Origin of the sequence: Streptomyces sp. NBC_00250 (assembly GCF_036192275.1) — a bacterium.
Lineage (GTDB): Bacteria > Actinomycetota > Actinomycetes > Streptomycetales > Streptomycetaceae > Streptomyces.
The window spans coordinates 8,841,339-8,861,330 of the sequence record NZ_CP108088.1 but is presented as its reverse complement, the minus strand read 5'-3'; the positions used below and the strand labels follow the sequence as shown (position 1 = coordinate 8,861,330).

Genomic DNA, 19,992 nt, shown 5'->3' with positions numbered 1-19,992 from the left:
TGACGTGGGACCCCGGCACGTCAGCCGGGGGTCCCACGTCACCAACAGGTTCGGTGGTCGTCTGTGCTCTCGGCGGATTCGCCTCGCCCCTCGGTCGTGTCCGGAAAGTCCCGCCCGGCCCGCGACGCCGGGTGAAATGAAGATCAGTCATCATTGCGACAGACCAGACCGAAACGGGGGCGGTCGCTCTCGCGGGCTGTGAGGGGGCCGCCGCCGGGCAGAGCCACGGGGGCGTTGATGCGGGGACACGGCGAGACGGTGTTGCTGGACGTGCTGTCCGGCGCGGCAGAGTTCGCGCCCGACCAGGGGATCGTCCATGTGGACGGGGACGGCGCGGAAAGGGCCGTCTCCCATCGCGCGCTGCTCGCCGATTCGCTGCGTGTCGCCGGAGGGTTCCTCGACGCGGGGCTCGCGCCGGGGAGTCATGTGGTGCTGCCGGCCGATCGCAGCGAGGAGTTCCTGCCGCTCTTCTGGGGCGCCGTGGCCGCCGGCCTCGTACCTGTGCCGCTCGCCCCGGACGTACGGCGGGTGCTCCCCGTATGGGAGTTCCTCGGCCGGCCACCGGTAGCCCTCGGCGCCTCCACCGCGCCGCTGCTCGATTCCCTGCCCGACTCCGTACGCCCCCTGACGCTCGACGGGTTGCGTGCACACCCCGCTCCTCGGCAGCTGCCGGAGCGAACGCCTGCTGACGTGGCGTTTCTGCAGTTCTCCTCCGGCAGTACCGGAGCGCCGAAGGGGGTCGAGCTCACGCATGCCGCCGTGCTGGCCAATCTGACGCAGATCCGCGCCGCGGCGGGCATCAGGTCCCACGACGTGCTCGCGACCTGGATGCCGTACTTCCACGACATGGGTCTGATCGGCACCCACCTCGTTCCGCTGTCGGCACGGATCAGGCAGGTCCGGCTCGAACCCCTGACGTTCGCCAAGCGGCCCGTACAGTGGCTGGAAGCAGTGGATCGGCACCGGGCGACGCTGCTCTCGGCCGCCAACTTCGCCCTCGCCCTCGTCGAACGACGCGTATCGGAGGAGACCCTCGCCCGTCTCGACCTGGCGTGTGTACGGATGATCCTCGTCGGCGCGGAGCCGATCTCGCCGGCCGTCTGGCGGGCCTTCGTTCGGCGCATGCGGCCCACGGGGCTCACGGCGACCGCGCCCCAGCCGGTGTACGGCCTCGCCGAGGCCACGCTTGCCGTGACCTTCCCGCCGCCCGGCGAGGTGGCCCGCCCCCTCGCCCTCGACCGGGCCGCGCTCAGCCGTGGGCTGGCCGTGGACACGGCGCCCGGCCCCGACGCGGTCGAGCTGATGGACGTGGGCAGCGCGGTGCACGGGTGCGCGGTGCGGATCACCGGCGACCGAGGCGAGGCCGTCGAGGAACGGCAGGTCGGCCACATCGAGGTCCGGGGGCCGCAGTTGGCCCGTGGGTACCATCGCGCGCCGGAGGCGACGGCGGGGGCCTTCGTCGACGGGTGGCTGCGCACCGGCGATCTGGGTTTCCTGAGCAAGGGGCGGCTCTGTGTGACCGGGCGCTCCAAGGACGTCGTCTTCGTCGACGGGCGTACGTTCCATGCGGCGGACCTCGAAGAGGTGGCCGCCGGCACGCCTGGTCTCGGGCGGTGCATGGTGGCGGTGGTGGGCTCCAACGATCCGGCGGGCGGCGGCGAGCGGGTGGTCGTCTTCCTCGCACCCGCGCCCGCACCCCCGCCCGCGCATGGGCGTGCGCGTGCGCTCTCCGCCGTGACGCCAGAGCTCTTGCACCAGGTCGCGGGGCGGGTCCGCGAGGCCTTGGGGCACGACGATGTGCGTGTACTTGCGCTGCCCGTCCGGGGGTTCCCGCGGACGACCAGCGGGAAGGTGCGGCGGGGGGTGCTGCGCGAGCGCTTCGAGGGCGGGGAGTATCCGGAGATCTCCGGGCGGGCAGCTACGGGTGTGTGGGGGAAGGGGTCTGCGGCAGGTCTCCGGGGCGCGTCCCTGCCGGGGCAGCGGACCGGGGCCACGTCGTACCCAGGGGCCGGGGCGGAGGACACGTCATCCCTGAGGGCCGGGGCGGAGGACACGTCGTGCCCAGGGGCCGGGGCCGGCGACACCGCAGAAGTGCGCGCCGACGGTTCGCCGCTGGGGCGGGCCGAGGACGCGTCTGTCGCGCAGGACCGGGACACGCCCGCCCTGCGGGCCGGGGAGCCGACAGTGGCGACCGCACCGGATCTCCAGGACGGGGACCATTGCGCCGGGCCGCAGGCCGTCAGTGCCGTCGACAGGCTGCTGCCCGTCGCCGTGGCCTCGCCACCCGTCCCCCGGGCACGGCCCGACGTCGAGGCTGTCGTGGTCCGGCTCTGGGCACGGGCACTCGGGCTGGCTGACGGCGACATCGGGCTGCACGACGACTTCCGGGCGCTCGGGGGTTCGTCGCTCAAGGCGATGGAAGTGCTGGCCGGTCTGGAGGACGAGTTCGGCGTGCCGCTGCGTCCTTCGGACCTGCGTGACCACTCCACCGTGGCTGCGCTCGCCGGGCTGGTGCTCACCGCCGGCGGTTCGGGTGGTCCGGGAGCTGACGAGCCCGCGCTGGGCGGGACGTCACACCGCCCCGGGGCGGATGCGTCCCCGTCACGCGCGGCTCGGAGCATGTCGGCCGCGGACGTCGAACCCGTCGTCGCCGTCTCCGCTCTCGCGTGCCGGTTTCCCGGTGCCGACACTCCCGAAGCGTTCTGGGACCGGCTCCTCGAAGGCTACGACGCTGTCACCCCCGTGCCCGACGGCCGGTGGGCGGAGCCGTCCGACGGCCAGGCCCGGTGGGGCGCGTTCCTCGACGAGCCGGACGGCTTCGACGCGGGGTTCTTCGGCATCGGGGAGGAAGAGGCCCGGGCGATCGACCCCCAGGCGCGGATCCTCCTGGAGCTCGCCCATGAGGCCCTGGAGCGGGCCGGGTACGCCGGTCCGCGCCGGCGCGGGCGCCGGGTGGGAGTGTTCGTCGCCGCTGGTGACAGCGGCTACCGAAGGGTGCTCGAACAGTCTTACGGGGAGGCGGAGTTGCCCGCGGCCGCGCTGACCGGGAACCTTCCCAACATGCTCGCCGCCCGCGTCGCGCACTGCCTGGACCTGACCGGGCCCGCGCTCGCGGTCGACACCGCGTGCTCCTCGGCCCTCGTCGCGCTGCACCTGGCGCGGCACAGCCTCCAGGCCGGTGAGTGCGACGTCGCGGTCGTCGCCGGCGTACACCTCAATCTGACGTCCACCGGGTACTCCCTCCTAGAGCAGGCGCAAGCCCTGTCCCCGAGCGGCCGCTGTCACGCGTTCGGCGCGGCCGCCGACGGATTCGTTCCCGGGGAGGGTGGCGCTGCCCTCGTCCTCACCCGTCTCGACGAGGCGGAGCGCGCCGGTGATCCGGTCCTCGCCGTGTTGCGCGGCACCGCCGTGAACAACGACGGCCGCTCGCTCAGCCTGATGGCCCCCAATCCCCTGACGCAGCGCGAGGTCATCACGCAGACGTACCGCGACGCGGGCGTCGACCCCGCGAGCGTGTCGTACGTGGAGGCCCACGGCACCGGTACGCCCATCGGCGACCCCGTCGAGGTCCGTTCGCTCGCCCATGCCTTCCCGCCGCTTGCCGACGGGCGGCTCCGGCTGCTCGGCTCGGTCAAGACCAACATCGGCCATCTGCTCAACGCCGCCGGCATGCCGAGTCTGGTGAAGGTGGTCCTCGCGCTCGGTCAGCGGCGTCTGCCGCCTTCCCCGCTCCGGTCGGCGCCGGGGCCCGCGCCCGCGCTCGACCTGACCGGCGCCGGTTTCGCCCTGGTGGACACGGTGCGCGACTGGGAGGCGCCCGGTCCGCTGGTCGCGGGCGTCAACGCGTTCGGCTTCGGCGGCACCAACGCCCATGCCGTACTGGAAGAAGCGCCCGCCCGGCCTGAGGCGCATCAGGCGCCGTCGGATGGTCCACGGCTGCTCACCCTGTCGGCGCACGGGGCCGACGGGCTGCGTGCCGCCGCTGCCGGTCTCGCGGATCATCTGCGCGACCACCCGGGTCTCGACGAGGGAGACGTCTGCGCTGCCGTCGCCGTCGCCCGGGACGAGGGGCCCGACCGTCTTGCCCTCGTCGCCGACGGCGATATCGCCTCCCGGCTCGACGCCGTGCTCAAGACCGCTGTGCGCGACACCGCCGGACTCAAGACGGCCGCGCTCGGCGGGGAAGCTCCGGCCGGCGGCTCCGTACGCTCCCGGGCGCGGCTCGTTCTTCTCCTGCCGGGGCAGGGCGTTCGGCCGCACGGTCAGAGCCGCGCCTTGTACGCGGACGCGCCCGCCTTCCGGGAAACGCTCGACGAGGCGTCCGCCCACGCCGGTGTGATCGGTGGGCGCAGTCTCGCCGCCTGGTGCCTCGACGACGTGTCGCCCGACGCGCTCGCCCGCACCGAGGTCGCCCAGCCGCTCCTTGTGGCGTACGGCGTCGCGCTCGCCCGCCAGGTGCGGGCCTGGGGGATCACGCCGGACGCGGTGGCCGGGCACAGTGTCGGCGAGATCGCCGCCGCGTGTGTCGCGGGGACGCTCTCGCTCGCCGACGCCGTGCGGTTCGCCGCCGAACGCGGGCGGCTGATGGCGGAGTTGTGCGCCCCCGGCGCCATGGCGGCGGTGCGCGGTGACGAGGCGACCGTCGCCTCACTGGTGGCCGACGCACGGGGCGCACTGAGCGTGGCCGCCGTCAACGGTCCCGGCCAGGTGGTCCTTGCAGGTACGGAGGGCGCCGTTGAGCGCGCCGTCGCCGAGCTGGCCGTCCGGGGCATCGCGGCACGACGCCTCGCGGTGTCCCGGGCCTTCCATTCGTCCCTGATGGATCCGGCCCTGGAACCGCTGGCCGACGCCGCTCGGGCCCTCGTGCTGCGGCCGTCGGTGACACCGTTGATCAGTACGGTCACCACCGGGTGGCAACCGGTCCTGGACCCGGCCCATCTACGGGACCACGCGCGGCAGCCGGTCCGGTTCGGCGCGGCCGTGGAGCGTCTGCTCGGCGAGGGGTTCGACACGTTCGTCGAGCTCGGCGCCGACTCCCTGGGCAGTTCCGTCCGCGCCCTCGGCGCGACGCATCCGCGCGGCGCCCTGGCGCTCGCGACCGGGAACCGGGACGGTGCGCGGGGGCTCCTTGAGACCGTGGGCCATCTCTGGCAGCGGGGCGTGCCGCTCGACCGTAGGGCCATGGACGCCGGTCGGGCCCGCACCTCCGTACCGACGTATCCCTTCCAGCGGCGCCGCTACTGGCCTGCCGCCGCTCCCCGGCCTTCCCGATCCCTCCGATCGCCCCGATCACCCATATCGCCCCGACCGTTGCTGCACCGGTTCGTGTGGGGCGACGCCCCGCTGACCTTCGGCTCCCGGCCGCGTTCCGTCCTCCTTGCCGGCCCGGAATCGGCGCTCGCGCGCGCGTTCGCGGAGCGGCTCGCGGGGCGGGGTGTCACCGTCCTCCGACGGGTCGGCGACAATCCCCTGCCCGGCGGCGAGCGCGACGGTACGACGGCCCCCGAGGCCGTCGTACTGATCGCGGGGCCTGCCGTGGAGCCGGATTCCGCCGACGCGCTCGACGCGGCGCACCGTGCCATGGTGACCGAGCTCCAGGGCCTGCTGCCGCAGCTCGCTCTCCATCGCCCGCGCGTGCTCGTCGTCACCGAGGACGTCCATGCGACCGGGGCCGGGCCCGAGCTGCCGCGTCCGGCACAGGCGGTCCTGACCGGATTGACGATGGCGCTGCCGGAGGAATTGCCCGGCGTCACGGCCCACAGCGTCGACCTGTCGTCCCTCGACGAGATCGACCTGCGTCTTGACGCGCTCGACCACGAACTCACCGCCCGTCCCACGTCGTCGAGTGGCAGCGGGCAACCCGCGCCCGCCGTCGCCTGGCGGGCCGGGCGACGCCTCGGCCGGACCACGGAGCCGGTCGCCGAGCCCGACGCCACCGGACCCGTGACGCGTGAGGCCGCATTGCCGGCCGACGGCGTGTATCTGATCACCGGTGGTGCCGGAGGGGTCGGTGGCGCGCTGGCCCGTGATCTCGCCCGACGAGGCCGGCCGAAACTCGTGCTGACCGGTCGCTCGACCGTGCCGCCCGCCGGGCTGCTCGCCGAACTCCGGCTGCTGGGTGCCACCGTGGAGTACCGCGCCGCAGACGTCTCCCGCGAGGCCGACGTCGACGCGCTCCTTGCCGGTCTGACGCGGCTCGACGTGCTGGTCCATGCGGCCGGGGTGGTGCGCCCCGGCACCCTGCGGGCCAAGACGCCCGAGGAGGTGGCCGAGGTCCTGGCCGCCAAGACGCGCGGTACGGCCCTGCTCGCGCGCGGGCTCCGCGCGCACGACCTGCGCCCCGCCGTGTGTGTGGCCTTCTCCTCTGTCGCCTCGGTGCTGCCCGGCCTGGCGGGGGCGATCGGCGACTACGCCGCCGCCAACGCCTACCTCGACGCCTTCGCCGCCGCCGAACGCGCGTCCGGCCGGCCGTGGCAGTCGGTCAACTTCGCCGCGTTCGCCGAGACGGGACTCCTTGCCGGTACCGGCCTGTCCACTCTCAGTACCGGGATGCCCGCACCTCGTGCCGACACTCCCGCCCCCGGCGCCGGACGTGAACCCGACGCCGGACGCGGACCCGCTGCCGGACGCGGACCCGCGCCGCTGGCGACCGGTGAGGCGCTGGAGGCCCTGCGCCGGGCCTGCGGCACCGATGCCTGCCACTTGATGGTCGCCGATCTGGGCGCGGGCGCCGCTCGCCGTACCGAGGTCGACATCGTCGCGCCCTCGCCCACCGACCCCGCGACCACGGCGTCCCGCCCGGCCCTCACGGCCGCGACGGACACCCCCTGGCGCGCGAACAACCTGCCCTCCGAGCCGACGGCCGGCGTCTCCGGTGTCCTTCGGCGGTTGTTGTCCGAGGCGCTCCACGTGTCCCCGGACGACCTCGGCGACGACGTACCGCTGCTCGGCCTGGGTCTGGACTCGCTCATGGCCGTCGATCTCGTGAAACGGCTGGAGAAGGAGCTGGACTGCTCCCTGCCCATCACCTTGTTCTTCGAACATCGGACGCTGGGGGAACTCGCCCGCCGGCTGGGCGTCTCCGAGGACCCTTCCCCCACCCAGGGTCCCGGGGGCGCCACAGAGGAGAAGGAGGGAGAGGGAACGGGCGCCGCCGACGGTGCGCCCTTCTCCCTGACACCGGTCCAGCTCGCCTTCCACACCCAGGGTGGCCTGTACCCGGACGTCGCCGCCTACGGCTACGTCACGCAGGATGTCCGTGGACCGCTCGACCCCGAGCTGCTGGGCGAGGCCCTCGGGCTGCTCGCCGACCGGCACCCGATGCTTCGCGTCCGGGTGCACCCCGGGCAGCCGGTTCCCACCCAGGCCGTCGTACCGCCGACTCCCCGGGGGCGGATCCCCGACTGGTACGAAGTCCGGGACCTGCCCAGTGCCGATGTCGATGTCGATGTCGATCCCGGAACTGGAACCGGAACCGGGACCGGTACTGGGACCTGCACCCGACCCGATATCAGCACCGTCGAGAAGGAGCTGGGGCGGCTCGAAGAGGCCTTGTGCAACCGGCCGTTCGACCTCGCCGTCGACGCTCCCGTCCGCGCCGTTCTCGCCCGCACCGTGGACGCCGACTCCGCCCGTCTCGTGCTCGTGGTGCATCATGCCGCCGCCGACGGCTTCAGCCTGAACATCCTCGGCGAGGAACTCTGGGCCCTCTACACGGCCCTCGCACGGGGCCGCTCCCCTGAACTCCCTCCGCTTGTCGCCCACTTCGCCTCCTATGCCGCGCACGAGCGCGCGGAGCGGTCGGAGGAGGCACTCGCCGAGGACCGGGTCCACTGGCGTGCGGTGCTGGCCCGTCGGGGCGAGCCGCTCGCGCTGCCGTACGACGGCGACCCGCTCGGGCTCCCCGAACCCCCGCTCCTCGCCCACCAGGTGGCCCCCGGCCCCGACCTGTCGGCCGCGCTCCGGGAGACGGCCGCTGCCCAAGGGGTCTCCCTCTTCCACCTCCTCCTCGCGGCATACGCGCGCTGTCTGTCCCGCTGGAGCGGCGGCCGGGAGGACGTGTCCGTGAACGTGGCGCGAGCCCGTCGCGAGTCCCGGCTGCCCGGTGTCGACCGGCTGGTGGGACCTCTGGCCGACACCTTGCCGATCCCCGTTCCCGTCGGCCCGGACGACTCGGTGCACACGCTCGCGATACGGCTGCGCGACGCGTGGCCCGAGAGCGAGCGGCACGGCCGGCTCACGAGTCTCGACCTCGCCCGCCTCCTGCCCGCGGACGGGGCGGGACCTCGTACGGCCTCGCCCGCGTCGTTCAGCTTCGCGCGCTTCCCCGTCTCCCTCGACCCCGACTGCCCGGTGGAGGTGCGTCCGACCTCGGCCGGAACGGCCTCCGCCGCCACCCGGCTGAGCCTGTTGTGCTGGGAATCCGACGGAGCGCTGTCCTTCTCGTGGAACTTCCCGGGCCGGCTGTTCGACCGGACCACGATCGCCCGTCTCGCCGCCGATCACCTGGCCGAACTCGCGGAGGCAGTCCGGCCGATGGAGGCCGTTGGGCCCGTGGAGACAGTTGCTCCCGTGGAGGTCGGGGTGCCCGTGGAGACAAGTGCTCCCGTGGGGGTTGGCGTGTTCGTGGAGACACTTGCTCCCGGGGAGACCATTGCTCCCGTGGAGGTCGTTGCCCCCATGGAGTCCGCCGTGCCGGTGGAAGCCGTCCACGAGCCCTCCGACATCGTCGCCCGCCTGCGCGACCAGTTCCGGGCGACGCCGGAACTGGTCGCCGTCGACACGGGCGACGGGGGCACCCTCACCTACGCCGAACTCGGCCGGGCGTCCGGCGCGCTCGCCGCCCGCCTGCGCGCCCACGGCGTGGTCCCGGGTGACCTGGTGGGGCTCCTGACCGAACCCGGCGTCGATGCCGTGACCGGTGTGGTCGGCATCCTGCGGGCCGGTGCGGGCTGGGTTCCGCTGGACGCCGACCATCCCCCGGCCCGTCTGGCCGACCAGCTGGAGCGGTCCCGCACGCGCGCTCTCGTCTGCCATGCGGCGACCCGCGCGTCGGCGGCGCGGCTCGCCGCGAGCGCGGACATCACCCTGCTCACGGCCGACGACCCGTCGTCCGCTCCTTCCGAGCCGTGGCCCGACAGCGCGGAGCTTCCGGCCGCCGGCCCCGACTCCCTCGCGTACGTGATCTTCACCTCCGGCTCCACCGGGCGGCCCAAGGCGGTGCCGATCACACGTCGTTCGATGAGCAACTACCTCGACTGGGCGCTGGCCACGTTCCGTTACGGGAAGGGGGACCGGCTCGCGCAGACGGCGTCGCTGTGCTTCGACGCGTCGGTACGGCAGCTCCTGGCGCCCCTGCTCGTCGGGGCGACGGTGGTCACCGTGCCCCGGCAGCTCCTCCGGGACCCCGAGGCGCTGCTCGAACGGGTCGAGCAGGCCCGGATATCAGTGTGGAGTTCGGTCCCGAGCCTGTGGTCCCGGCTGCTGGAGGCCGCCGAGACCCGGGTGCGGGACGGCGGCCCGGCGCCGGACCTGTCGGCCCTGCGCTGGATCCACGTCGGCGGCGAGGCGCTCGCGCCCGCCCATGTACGTCGCTGGTACGACCTGTTCGGCCCCGGACACCGGATCGCCAATCTGTACGGGCCCACCGAGGCCACCGTCAACGCCACCTTCCACATCATCGAAAGCCGCCCCGCCGACGACGTACGGACCCTGCCCATCGGTACGCCCCTCACCGGCACGGAGGTCGACGTGGTGGCGGCGGACGGGCGGCGCTGCGCACCGGATGAGCCCGGCGAGCTGCTCATCGCCGGTGTGGGGCTCACGCCCGGCTATCTGCACGCGCCCGAGCTGACCTCCGCCGCGTTCACCGAGCGCGACGGCCGCCGCTGGTACCGCAGCGGCGACCGGGTCCGGCGCGGCGTGGACGGTGTCCTCGAGTTCCTCGGACGGCTCGACGAGCAGGTGAAGATCCGCGGGCACCGGGTGGAACCCGGCGAGATCGAGTCGGTCCTGCTGACGCATCCGGCGGTCGCCCGCGCGGCCGTGGTCCACCGCGACGAACGGCTGAGCGCCTTCGTCCAGTGCCGACCGGGCGTCGCGGCTCCGGGCGTCGCAGTTCCGGATGCCAAGGCCCCGGGATCCACCGCTCCGGGATCCACCGCTCCGGATTCCGCGGCCCCCGATTCCACGGCTCCGGATTCCACGGCTCTGCGCGCCCATCTGGCGCGGACGCTGCCCGAGTACATGCTTCCGGCCCGGATCCACGTCGTCGACGAACTACCGCTGACCGGGACGGGGAAGATCGACCGTGCCCGGCTCACCGCTCCTGCCTCTGCGCCGTCGCCCGTGCCCGCGCCGGCGCTCGCGTCGGCTCCGGTCACCAGATGGCCAGTCGGAGCCTCAGGGCCGGGCACCCGCCCCGCAACACCGACCGAAGTCCTGCTGGCCCGGGTCTGGTCCGAGCTCCTCGACGCGGAGGAGATCCGGCGCGAGGACGATTTCTTCGCCCTGGGCGGCGACTCCCTTCTCGTCCTCCAGGTGTTCGCCCGGCTGCGCGAGAAGATCCGCACCCTGCCCAGGCCCACGGTCGTCTACACCCATCGCACGCTGGCCGCCCTCGCCGCCGCCGTCGACAGCGCTGCCGCAGAGGGCGCTGGTGACACCGACCACGCCTTCCACGGCACCGGCGCGCACGGGCCCGACGGTCCGGCTCCCTTCCCCCTCTCCCCCTCCCAGCGCGGATTCCTGCTCGCGGAGGCCATGGCACCGGGCTCCCCCACGGCGTGGCTCGCCCGTCTGCGGGTCGACGGGCCGCTGCGCCCCGAAGCGTTCCAGCAGGCGGTCGACGCCTGCGTCGTACGCCATCCGATGCTGCGGACCGTGTTCCCCGCCGGGGCTCGCCCGCCGGTCCAGCAGGAGCTTCCGCCCACCCTGCGGCTCCCGGTCGACTTCGAGACCCTCGCCGAACCCGGCCTCCTCACGTCACGGGTCGCCGAGGAACGGGAGCGGCGCTTCGAGTCCTGGGCATGGCCGCTGCTGCGTCTGCGGGTCCTCAGCCTGGGGCCCGACGAGCACGTGCTCGTCGTCCACGCCCACCATCTGATCGGCGACGGCTACAGCGTGGCGCTGCTCGGCCGGGAGCTGCTCGCCCTGTACGACCGGGTCGTACGGGGCGAACCCGCCGAACTTCCGTCGCTGCGCGGCATGTTCCGGGACCAGGTCGCCCTCCACGAACGCGCGGTCGCCTCCGGCGGCACGCGTCGGGCCCGTCTCGACGAGCCCTACCGTCGCCCGGTCCTCGGGGACGACGCCGGGAGCGGTGCGACCGGCAGAAACGCTGCGACGCCTCCGTACCGCTCCACCGGGTTCACCCTGGACGCGGACCGGGTCGCGGCTCTGCGCCGGATCGCCTCCGACGCGGGTACGACGCTCTTCGCCCCGGTCCTCACCGCGTACTACCGCACACTGGCAGCCGCCACCGGGCAGGACGATCTGATCCTCGGTCTGGCCGTATCGGGCCGCGACGAAGCGCACCCCGACGCCCACTTGGTGTTCGGCCCGTACGCCGCCGCCATACCCCTGCGGCCGGGTCCGCAGGCCGGGGACGTCGGGACAGGCCGCCGCACACTCGGCGAGGACCTTCGCGCGGTCGTGGAGGAGGTCGAGGCCGCGCGGGCGCAAGGGGTCCCGGCTCCTCGGAGTGACGGCGGTCTGCCGCCGGGCGCCCAGTTCTTCTTCACCTTCCTGGACTTCTCGGCGCTCGGCCCGATGAGCGGTGAAACGCTGCGGGTCAGGTGGGACGACGGCGACGCGGTCCTCACACCGCCGCCGGTGGGCACCGACACGTTCCTGGCGGTACGGCCGGTCGGCGAGGGAGAGCTGCGGGTGACGCTGCGCGCGTCCACCACGGCGTTCGCCGATGAGACGGCTTTCGCGTCGTTCACTAGCGCGCTGCGGAGCGCGATGTCCGAAGGGTCGGCGGAAGCCGCGGGCGCGGCGGAGTCGGTCGCGGGCCCTGGCGCCGACGTCCTCGACTCCGCTCTCGTCGGGTACCTTCCGCCGCCCGGTCAGCTGGCCGCGCTCGCCGGGCAGGCGTCGTACGACTCGCTCGACTCGCACGACTCGCTCGGCGGGTCGGCGGGCGAGGAGGACGGGAAGGTCGGGAATGACGGAAAGGACGGGGCGCGTGAGCAGCTCCGTCAGCTGCTCTTCCCCGACGGGCGTCCGCGGCTCATGGAGGAGATCAGTACGCCTCTCGGCCGGTCCGGATTCGTCTGCCTCCCGCTGTTCGCCGATGAGCTCGCGTCGACGCCCGACCTCGCCGACCGCACGGCCCGAGCCGTCGAGTACGCGGCGTCACTGGGCGCCCGCTGCGTCTCGCTCGCGGGCATGATCCCGTCCCTCACGGCGTACGGCTTCGGTGTCCTGCGGGCGGCGGACCGCCCCGCGGTCCTCACGACCGGGCACGCGGCGACCGCCGTGTCCGTGGTCAAGACCGTCCATGCCGCGCTCGCCCGGACGGGCCGCGAGCTCGGCGACCTCGTCGTCGCCGTGGCAGGCCTGGGCTCCATCGGCAGCTCGTCCCTCGAACTGCTCCTGACCCTCGCGCCCGAGCCGCCCGCCCGGCTGCTCCTGTGTGATGTCGCGGGCAGTTCCGCACGGCTGCGGACTCTGGCCGACGGTCTGGTCGCCCGCGGTCTGTCCCGGGGCGTGGAGATCCACGAGTCCGGTCCGGCCGCTCGGCCGGACGGCTTTCCGGACGCCGTGTACGAGGCCGATCTGCTCGTCACGGCCGTCAGCGGAGGTGGCGTGGTGCTCGACGTGTCGCGGCTCCGGCCGGGAACGATCGTCGTCGACGACTCCTTCCCGCACTGCTTCGACACGACAGCGGCCCTGGCCCGGATGCGGGAGCGACGTGACGTCCTCGTCGTCGGCGGCGGCCTGCTGTCCGTGGGAGCCGTGGGGTCTGGGGTATCTGCAGGATCCGTGCGGCCTGGAGGGTCTCCAGGATCCGTGCGGCCTGGAGGGTCTCCAGGATCCGTGCGGCCTGGAGGGTCTCCGGAATCCGTGCGGCCTGGGGGGTCTGTGGAGCGTCGTACGGCTACGGGGCTTCCGCCGTCCGCCGCCGCGGGATACGCGGCGCGCTCGTGGCTCCCCGACACGATCGCCTCGTGTCGGCTGGAGTCCCTGCTGCACGCCGCCGATCCGGAACTTCCCCTGGTCCACGGCCTGGTGGATGCCCGGCTCGCCCTGGCGTACTGGCGGGGCATGGAAGCGGCGGGTGTCACAGCGGGCCCGCTGCATCTGCTCGGGCACGCCGTCGCCACCGAGGACGGCGACCTCGACGGTTTCCCCTCCCTACCGGCCGGAACCCGCCGGGACGTCAATCGAAGGGATGCCGAACGATGACCGACCTCGACGCGCTGAGGGCCCAGTGCCCGCCTCCCGCCGTCGTTCCCCCGGCGCCCGACTGGATCCGCGTCGAGGGCGAACTGGGCATGCGCCTGCCCCGCGACTACAAAGAGCTGGTCGCCGCCTACGGGCTCGGTGAGTTCTGTGGATTCCTCACCCTGTACCAGCCTGGTGCGCTCAGCGAGTGGGTCGATCTGACCGGTCCCATGCCCATGTGGCTGCGTGGGCAGCTCGACGAGATCCCGAGCGCCGCACGCAGGCCCTGGTCGCCGCCGTGCAACGCCGCGGATCTCTTCGCCATGGGTGTCACCGGGAACGGGGACCATCTGTTCTGGGACACGCGGCCCCACGACGCCCCCGACCAGTGGACCGTCGCCGTCGCCGAGCGGGTGCGCGCCCCGTGGTTCACGTACAACGGGACCGTGACCGCGTTTCTCGTCGACGTCCTCGGCGGGACGACGCGCGTCCCGTGGTTCCCCCCGGGCCTCCTCGACGACGGAGTCGCCTTCACCCCCTCACGACTCCGGAGCCGCGTACCGGTCACCGGCCTGACCACCAGGTCGTCGATCAGTACGCGCGCCATCCGCGACTGGGCCAGGGCCAACGGATTCGAGCTGCCGGATCGCGGACGCGTTCCGCTCGCGATCCGGGAGGCCTGGGAAGCGGCACACGCCGGCGGATCCGCTGACCCGGTCTGAGCTGCTCACGCACACCGTCCGAGCTGCTCACTTAGACCGACCCGAGTACCGGGGTCAGGTGAGGTGTACGGACAGGCCGCACAGACCCATGCCCCGGTGGGTGGCCGTGCGCCAGACACGGAGCGGGCCGTCCAGGACGCTCTCTTCGCCGACCCCGTAGTCCAGCCAGTCCTGGGCTTCTGCGGCCGCGCGCTCCTCCGGACCGAAGGCGAAGGCCCGCTCGACGTGCGGCAGGCTCTCGGCGACCTGGGCCGCAGTGAGCAGAAAGGTGCCGCACCAGCCCGGCAGGAGCGCCGCTCGCGTCGGTCCGAGAGCGTGGAGGAGGGAGGACACGGCGTACTCCTTGCGGTGGACCGTGATGTACATGCTGTCCTCGCTCTGCCCGTCCCATACGTCGTACACGACGGAGAAGGCGGGGTCCGTTCCGCCGGAGCACATGTCGTCGACGTGGCTGCCAGGGGCCGTGAGTGCGCGGAACGAATCGATCTCCGGGCCGTGGTTCTCGTACCAGGTGCGGTAGTCGGGGAGCGGGGCCCGCTGCCACTGCTGCCAGCGGCGGGCGGCATCCGGGCTCTCGCGGTCCGCCCGCATCGCGGGGAGCAGTTGCGGGGCGAGGTTCGCGATGCCTTCGTCGGTGTGGCCGGTGATCGCCCACGCACTGGTGAATCCCATGCGATCAACGCTATCGCCGGCCACTGACAGCACCGCTCCCGTGGACCTACTTGACGAGCTTGCCGCCCGCCGTGACCGCGAACCAGGTGCCGCCCACGCCTTGGCCGTTGGTGTCGCCGGGGGTCTTGTCGCCGGTGAACCAGTACAGCGGCCAGCAGTCGATCGTGAGCTGCTTCGTGCCGTCCGAGCGGGTGTAGGTGATCAGCTTCTTGGGGTCGATGCCCTCGACGTCGCTGAGGTCGACCAGCTTGGCGGGCCGCCACTTCTCCAGGCAGGCGCCCTCGCAGTTGGACTTCATGGGCCAGGCGGTGTCCTTCGTGAAGCGGTAGAGGGTGCGGCCCTTGCCGTCACGGATGATGGGGCCCAGCTTGGCGTTGTTCACGAGCGAGAGGGCCGGGAGCGCCTCGCCGGCCGGCTCACCGGCGTCCTTGGTGCCCGCCTTCTTGCCGTCGGGGGTGACGGCGAACCAGGTACCGCCCACGCCCTGGCCGTTCGTCTGGCCCGGCGCGGTGTCCTTGGCGAAGCGGTACACCGGCCATCCGGCGATGGTCAGCTGCTCGGTGCCGTCGGCGCGCTTGACGGAGCCGATCCTGGCGGCGTCGACGCCGCCGGGCTTGGTGACGGAGGCGGGGACCGGGGGCCAGGTCTTCGCGCAGTCGCCCGCGCAGGCGGACGAGGAGGGGCTGGCGGTGTCCTTGTCGAAGCGGTACAGGGTGAAGCCTGCCGCGTCGGTGACCAGCGGTCCCAGCTTGGGGTCGTTGCGGACCGCCAGCGGGCCGGAGGCGGTGGCGGCTTCGGAGCCGGTCCCCGCGTCGCCGTTGCCACTGCCGTACGCGTCGGCGCTGTTGTCGCCGTCGGCGGGGGCGGCCGACCGCGCCGGGGCCTGCTGCGGGGAGCCGGTCGTGGTGCCCTGCGTTCCGCAGGCCGTCGCCCCGAGGAGGAGCGCGGTGCCGGCTGCGGCGAAGGTGAGCTTGCGGAGGTTCATCATGAGAACTCCTCTTATCCGGTGGTTCATCGGTCTCTGTCGGCACCGGAAACACGCGGGCCGTCCGGGGCGGGTTCAATGAATCCAGGAATCTTTTTCGGCCCTGGCACGAGAGCGCCGGCCGGGGCTGCCCCCGGCCGGCGCCGTTCTCTCTCCGCCTTCTCCGATCTCTCCGATCCTTCCGCCCTCTTCGCCCTCTTCGCCCTCTACACGGGCACGGTGACGAAGCTCTTGCCCGCCTCGTTCTCGACCACCACCGCCCGGACGTTCGACGGGTCGACCGCCGCCGAGCCGTCGAGCGAGGCGCCCTTGCCCTCGCCTCCGCCCGGAGCCTCCCCCACGACCCAGCTTCCTGCCGTGGTCCTGGTGCCGTCGCGGCCCACCACCACGAGCTTGCAGCGCTCGCCCGGGGGCAGCCCGGTCACGGCCGCGTGGACGCGGACCCAGCGGGCCGCCGGGGTCACCCGTACCGTCATCCGGGCGCCACTGGCGACGTCGGTCGCCGAGGCGACGCGGGTGCCCGGCGGCGGGGTGGCGGGCGTCACCGGGGAGGTCGGCGTCGGGGACGGTGGCAGGGCGACCGGCGCGCCCGTGCCCGAGACGGCCGTACCGGCCCAGAACACGCCGGCGAGAGCCGCTGCCGCCGCCAGGCCGACCAGGCCCCGTCGGCGGTTCCGCGTGGTCGTGCGCTCGCCCCGCATCTGCCGCAGGGTGCGCTGCAGGAGCAGGTCTCCGCCGGGGGGCGGACCGTCGAGGAACGCCTCCTGGGGTACTTCGCCGAGCGCCGCTTCCATCTCGCGCAAGTCGGAGACCTCCTGCCGGCATGCCCCGCAGTCCTTCACGTGCGCTTCCAGGCGCCGGGTGTCGGCGTCGTCGAGTACGCCGAGCACGTACGGGCCGAGGAGTTCCTCCTCTTCGTGCTGCTGCCGGTTCATGCGACCACCTCCTTGAGTCCGGCGGGCTGCTGCGGCATGCTCGGCCGGTTTCCTTCTCCGAACGTCTCGCGCAACGCTTTGAGCGCGTAGTGCGAGCGGGATTTCACTGTGCCCGCCGGGATGCCCAGGCTGTCGGCCGCCTCCGCGACGCTGCGCTCGCGGTAGTACAACTCGGTGAGTACGTCACGGTGTTCGGGTGACAGCCGGTCGAGGGCGCCGAGTACGGTCATGGTGTCGACGACCGTGTCGGCGTGGTCCTCCGCGACGGGGGGTGTCGCCGGGGACTCCGCCACCTCGGCGGGGCGGGCGGCCTTGGCCCGGTAGCGGTCGGTGATGATGTTCCGTGCGACCGTCAGCAGCCAGCCGCGCACCGAGCCCTTCCCGTTGACCAGGGCTTCCGAGTGGCGCCAGGCGCGGATGAGGGTCTCCTGAACGACGTCCTCCGCGGCGGCCCGGTCGCCGGTCAGGCGGGTGGCGTACGCGAGGAGGGCGTTGCCGTGTTCCTCGTACACCGCCCTGATCAGTGCTTCGTCGGTCGATCCCCGCCTGCTGCGGGGCCATAGCGGTCCGGCCATCCATCCACTCCGTCTGCGGTGCCAGCATCGTCGGCGCCGTCCGCGCCGTGCCCAACACGTGGCCCCGGCGCGGGTGGTTCAGGTGACATGGGTCACACTGCCGCGGTTAGCAGCGGCGTCCCGTGTTGATGCAGGTGACGAGCTTCGCCATCTGACCGTCCGTCATCACGTTGACGAACATGGCGTGGTCGGTCTTCGGGCTGTGGCGTTGCTCGGGGAAGGAGTCCAGGGCGATCGGCGCGTCGGCCGGGGGCGCCTCGTAGGCGAGGGTGATGCGCAGTTCGGGGACGGCGAAGGAGCTCTGGGGGCAGACCCCGTTGGCGGCGGGGAAGACGAGGTGGGTGCGCTCGGGGTTGGCGGTGTCGAGGCCGTTCCAGCAGCTGGGGAAGACGAGTGTGCGGGTGAGGCGGTCGCCGTCCGGGCAGCGCGGGTAGCGGGTGGTGGAGCGGTCGGGCAGGCTCGCGCAGCCCCAGCGAGCCTTCACGCCCTCGTCGCCGCGGGCGGTGAAGGCCACGGCGTCGCCCGTGAAGGCGCGCAGGAAGCGCGGCATCGGTACGACCTGGCCGGCCGGGCTTCCGCGGAATTCCAGGTGCACTTCGGCGGGCGTGAGGATCTGCCCCGTGTTGCCGTGCGCGGCCGCCTTCTCGTACGGCCGCGTCGCGGGGCGGTCGGGGCGGCGGAGGACGGGCCAGTAGTACGTGGAGCGGTCGCCGCCGCGGCAGGTCGTGGGGGCGGCGGCGAGGCTGCCGTCGGTCGAGAAGGCATCGGTGGAGAGGTTGCCCACATAGGCGTGGGTGTGGTGTGCGCCGTTGCGGAGTCCGGGTGAGATCACCAGGTTGTCCTGGTTGTAGTGACCCTCGCCGTTGCGGCCGCAGTCGACCGTGAACGAGCCGGTCGATGCGTCCGGCCCGGGGCGCGGCGTCTGTACCGGAGCCGGCGGCACGTCACGGATGTCGACGAAGTCGCCGGGCGCGGGCGCCCCGGGCATCGCCTCGTGCGGCCCTTTCCGTTCGGACGCCCCCAGAACGGCAGCGGTCAGGGCGCTCCCCAGGACCAGGCAGACCAGCAGAACGAGCAGTCGGTGTTCTCTCCCCATGCCGGTCACCGTCGCGGGTGCACACCGGCGGCGTCAACCGGGGCTCGGCGGCTCTCCGGCACCGGGCCGGAACGTGCCCATTTCACGGAGGAGTTGGCGAGAAGGCGTGTGCGAGATGGAGGCGGTGCGGAGAGGACTTTAAGAAACCTTGTTGAATAAGCCCTTACCTCGGGTTGGCACTTGATTTGCTCCTGCCAATCCGCACAGGGTTCTCTCGAACGTTTGACGCCCCACACGTCAACACGAGGAGAGATCCAGCTTCATGGCAACTCACAAGCGATCCCACGGACTTCGCAACGCGGCCATAGCCACAGGTACGGCCGCCGCGGCCGCTGCCGCGCTGTTCGCGGGCAATCTCGCCGGGGCAGCCGCCCCGGCCGAAGGGACCGTGCACGGACTCGGCGCCCCCGGCGCCGTCTCCGGCAGCTTCGTCGTCATCCTCGACGCATCCGCGAACAAGGCGGACCTCGCGAAGAAGTACGGCGGCACGCTCGTCCGCTCCTACGGCTCCGAGGTCAACGGCTTCTCGGCCTCCGGCCTGTCCGTCGACGAGGCGAAGCGCCTCGCCGCCGACCCCGCCGTCGGAACCGTCGTACAGAACAAGCGTTTCAGCATCACCGAGACGCAGGAACAGCCCCCGTCCTGGGGCCTGGACCGGATCGACCAGGCAGACACGGCCGGCGACCAGAAGTACACGTACCCCGACAACGGCGGGGACGGCGTGACCGCGTACGTCATCGACACCGGCGTCCGGATCTCGCACAAGGACTTCGGCGGCCGGGCGAGCCACGGCTTCGACGCCGTGGACAACGACGACACCGCCGACGACGGCAACGGCCACGGCACCCACGTGGCGGGCACCATCGCCGGCACCGAGCACGGAGTCGCCAAGAAGGCCAAGGTCGTGGCCGTCCGCGTCCTCGACGACAACGGCTCCGGCACCACCGAGCAGGTCGTGGCGGGCATCGACTGGGTGACCAAGAACCACTCCGGGCCCTCGGTCGCGAACATGAGCCTCGGCGGCGGCGCCGACGAGGCCCTGGACGCGGCGGTCCAGCGGGCCATCGCCTCCGGGGTGACCTTCGCGGTCGCGGCCGGCAACGAGTCCTCCGACGCCGGCCAGGGCTCGCCCTCCCGGGTGCCCGAGGCGCTCACCGTGGCGTCCAGCACCAAGGACGACGAGCAGTCGGACTTCTCGAACTTCGGCTCGGTGGTGGACCTGTACGCTCCCGGCTCCGAGATCACCTCGGCCTGGAACGACAGCGACACCGGCGTCAAGACGATCTCCGGAACGTCGATGGCCAGCCCGCACGTGGCGGGGGCCGCGGCCCTCTACCTCGCGGCCAACCCTTCCGCGACGCCGGCCGACACGGCCGCCGCGCTGACCGGGGCGGCCACCGCGGACGCCATCAAGAACCCGTCGTCCGGCACCGCGAACAAGCTCCTGAAGGTCACGCCGTAACCGGACCGGAAGTGGCGCCGGAGTCGCTCTGACAGCGGCGCCGCGACCGCACGGCACGACCCGTCGGGGTCCTTCCCCTCCCGACGAGCAGTGAAAGGGTGGCCCTCCACACATCCGTGGAGGGCCACCTGCTGCTGGTCGGTGCCGGATACTGCT

General features: G+C 73.0%; 8 protein-coding genes. 3 read left to right on the top strand and 5 right to left on the bottom strand.

Annotated elements, in window-relative coordinates; translation table 11 throughout:
- Window positions 1-237: 237 nt before the first annotated feature.
- The gene (locus OG259_RS39855) at window positions 238-13,410 is read left to right on the top strand and encodes a non-ribosomal peptide synthetase/type I polyketide synthase (protein WP_328946719.1); all 13,173 of its coding nucleotides are present in this window, start codon (window positions 238-240) and stop codon (window positions 13,408-13,410) included.
- Entirely contained in the window at window positions 13,407-14,111 is a 705-nt protein-coding gene (locus tag OG259_RS39850; protein ID WP_328946718.1) for an Lsr2 family DNA-binding protein, read from the top strand. The genes OG259_RS39855 and OG259_RS39850 overlap by 4 nt, the downstream gene beginning before the upstream one ends.
- 54 nt (window positions 14,112-14,165) lie before the next feature.
- On the opposite strand, the gene OG259_RS39845 is transcribed toward OG259_RS39850, so the two are convergent.
- The 5 genes from OG259_RS39845 to OG259_RS39825 all read right to left on the bottom strand — a co-directional run bounded on the left by OG259_RS39845 (window position 14,166) and on the right by OG259_RS39825 (window position 18,374).
- Window positions 14,166-14,783 carry a hypothetical protein gene (locus OG259_RS39845; RefSeq protein ID WP_328946717.1) on the bottom strand — a complete coding sequence of 206 codons (618 nt, stop codon included), beginning with the start codon at window positions 14,781-14,783 and terminating at the stop codon, window positions 14,166-14,168.
- Between the two features lie 46 nt (window positions 14,784-14,829).
- Window positions 14,830-15,771, bottom strand: coding sequence for an SCO0930 family lipoprotein (locus OG259_RS39840; protein ID WP_328946716.1), 942 nt, complete (start codon window positions 15,769-15,771; stop codon window positions 14,830-14,832).
- Window positions 15,772-15,974: 203 nt separating this feature from the next.
- Complete coding sequence (locus OG259_RS39835; RefSeq protein WP_328946715.1) at window positions 15,975-16,703, bottom strand: zf-HC2 domain-containing protein; 729 nt, start codon at window positions 16,701-16,703, stop codon at window positions 15,975-15,977.
- Window positions 16,700-17,278, bottom strand: a complete 579-nt coding sequence (locus OG259_RS39830; RefSeq protein ID WP_328946714.1) for a sigma-70 family RNA polymerase sigma factor — start codon at window positions 17,276-17,278, stop codon at window positions 16,700-16,702. The genes OG259_RS39835 and OG259_RS39830 overlap by 4 nt, the downstream gene beginning before the upstream one ends.
- 106 nt (window positions 17,279-17,384) lie before the next feature.
- The gene (locus tag OG259_RS39825; protein WP_328946713.1) at window positions 17,385-18,374 is read right to left on the bottom strand and encodes a DUF1996 domain-containing protein; all 990 of its coding nucleotides are present in this window, start codon (window positions 18,372-18,374) and stop codon (window positions 17,385-17,387) included.
- Between the two features lie 262 nt (window positions 18,375-18,636).
- Between OG259_RS39825 and OG259_RS39820 the strand changes: the two genes are divergently transcribed.
- Window positions 18,637-19,836, top strand: a complete 1,200-nt coding sequence (locus OG259_RS39820; RefSeq protein WP_328946712.1) for a S8 family peptidase — start codon at window positions 18,637-18,639, stop codon at window positions 19,834-19,836.
- Window positions 19,837-19,992 lie beyond the last annotated feature (156 nt).

Bases quoted from the DNA above. Each gene is read 5' to 3' on its own strand.
- OG259_RS39855 (WP_328946719.1), top strand. From the start codon at position 238: ATGCGGGGACACGGCGAGACGGTGTTGCTGGACGTGCTGTCCGGCGCG.
- OG259_RS39850 (WP_328946718.1), top strand. From the start codon at position 13,407: ATGACCGACCTCGACGCGCTGAGGGCCCAGTGCCCGCCTCCCGCCGTC.
- OG259_RS39845 (WP_328946717.1), bottom strand. From the start codon at position 14,783: ATGGGATTCACCAGTGCGTGGGCGATCACCGGCCACACCGACGAAGGC.
- OG259_RS39840 (WP_328946716.1), bottom strand. From the start codon at position 15,771: ATGATGAACCTCCGCAAGCTCACCTTCGCCGCAGCCGGCACCGCGCTC.
- OG259_RS39835 (WP_328946715.1), bottom strand. From the start codon at position 16,703: ATGAACCGGCAGCAGCACGAAGAGGAGGAACTCCTCGGCCCGTACGTG.
- OG259_RS39830 (WP_328946714.1), bottom strand. From the start codon at position 17,278: ATGGCCGGACCGCTATGGCCCCGCAGCAGGCGGGGATCGACCGACGAA.
- OG259_RS39825 (WP_328946713.1), bottom strand. From the start codon at position 18,374: ATGGGGAGAGAACACCGACTGCTCGTTCTGCTGGTCTGCCTGGTCCTG.
- OG259_RS39820 (WP_328946712.1), top strand. From the start codon at position 18,637: ATGGCAACTCACAAGCGATCCCACGGACTTCGCAACGCGGCCATAGCC.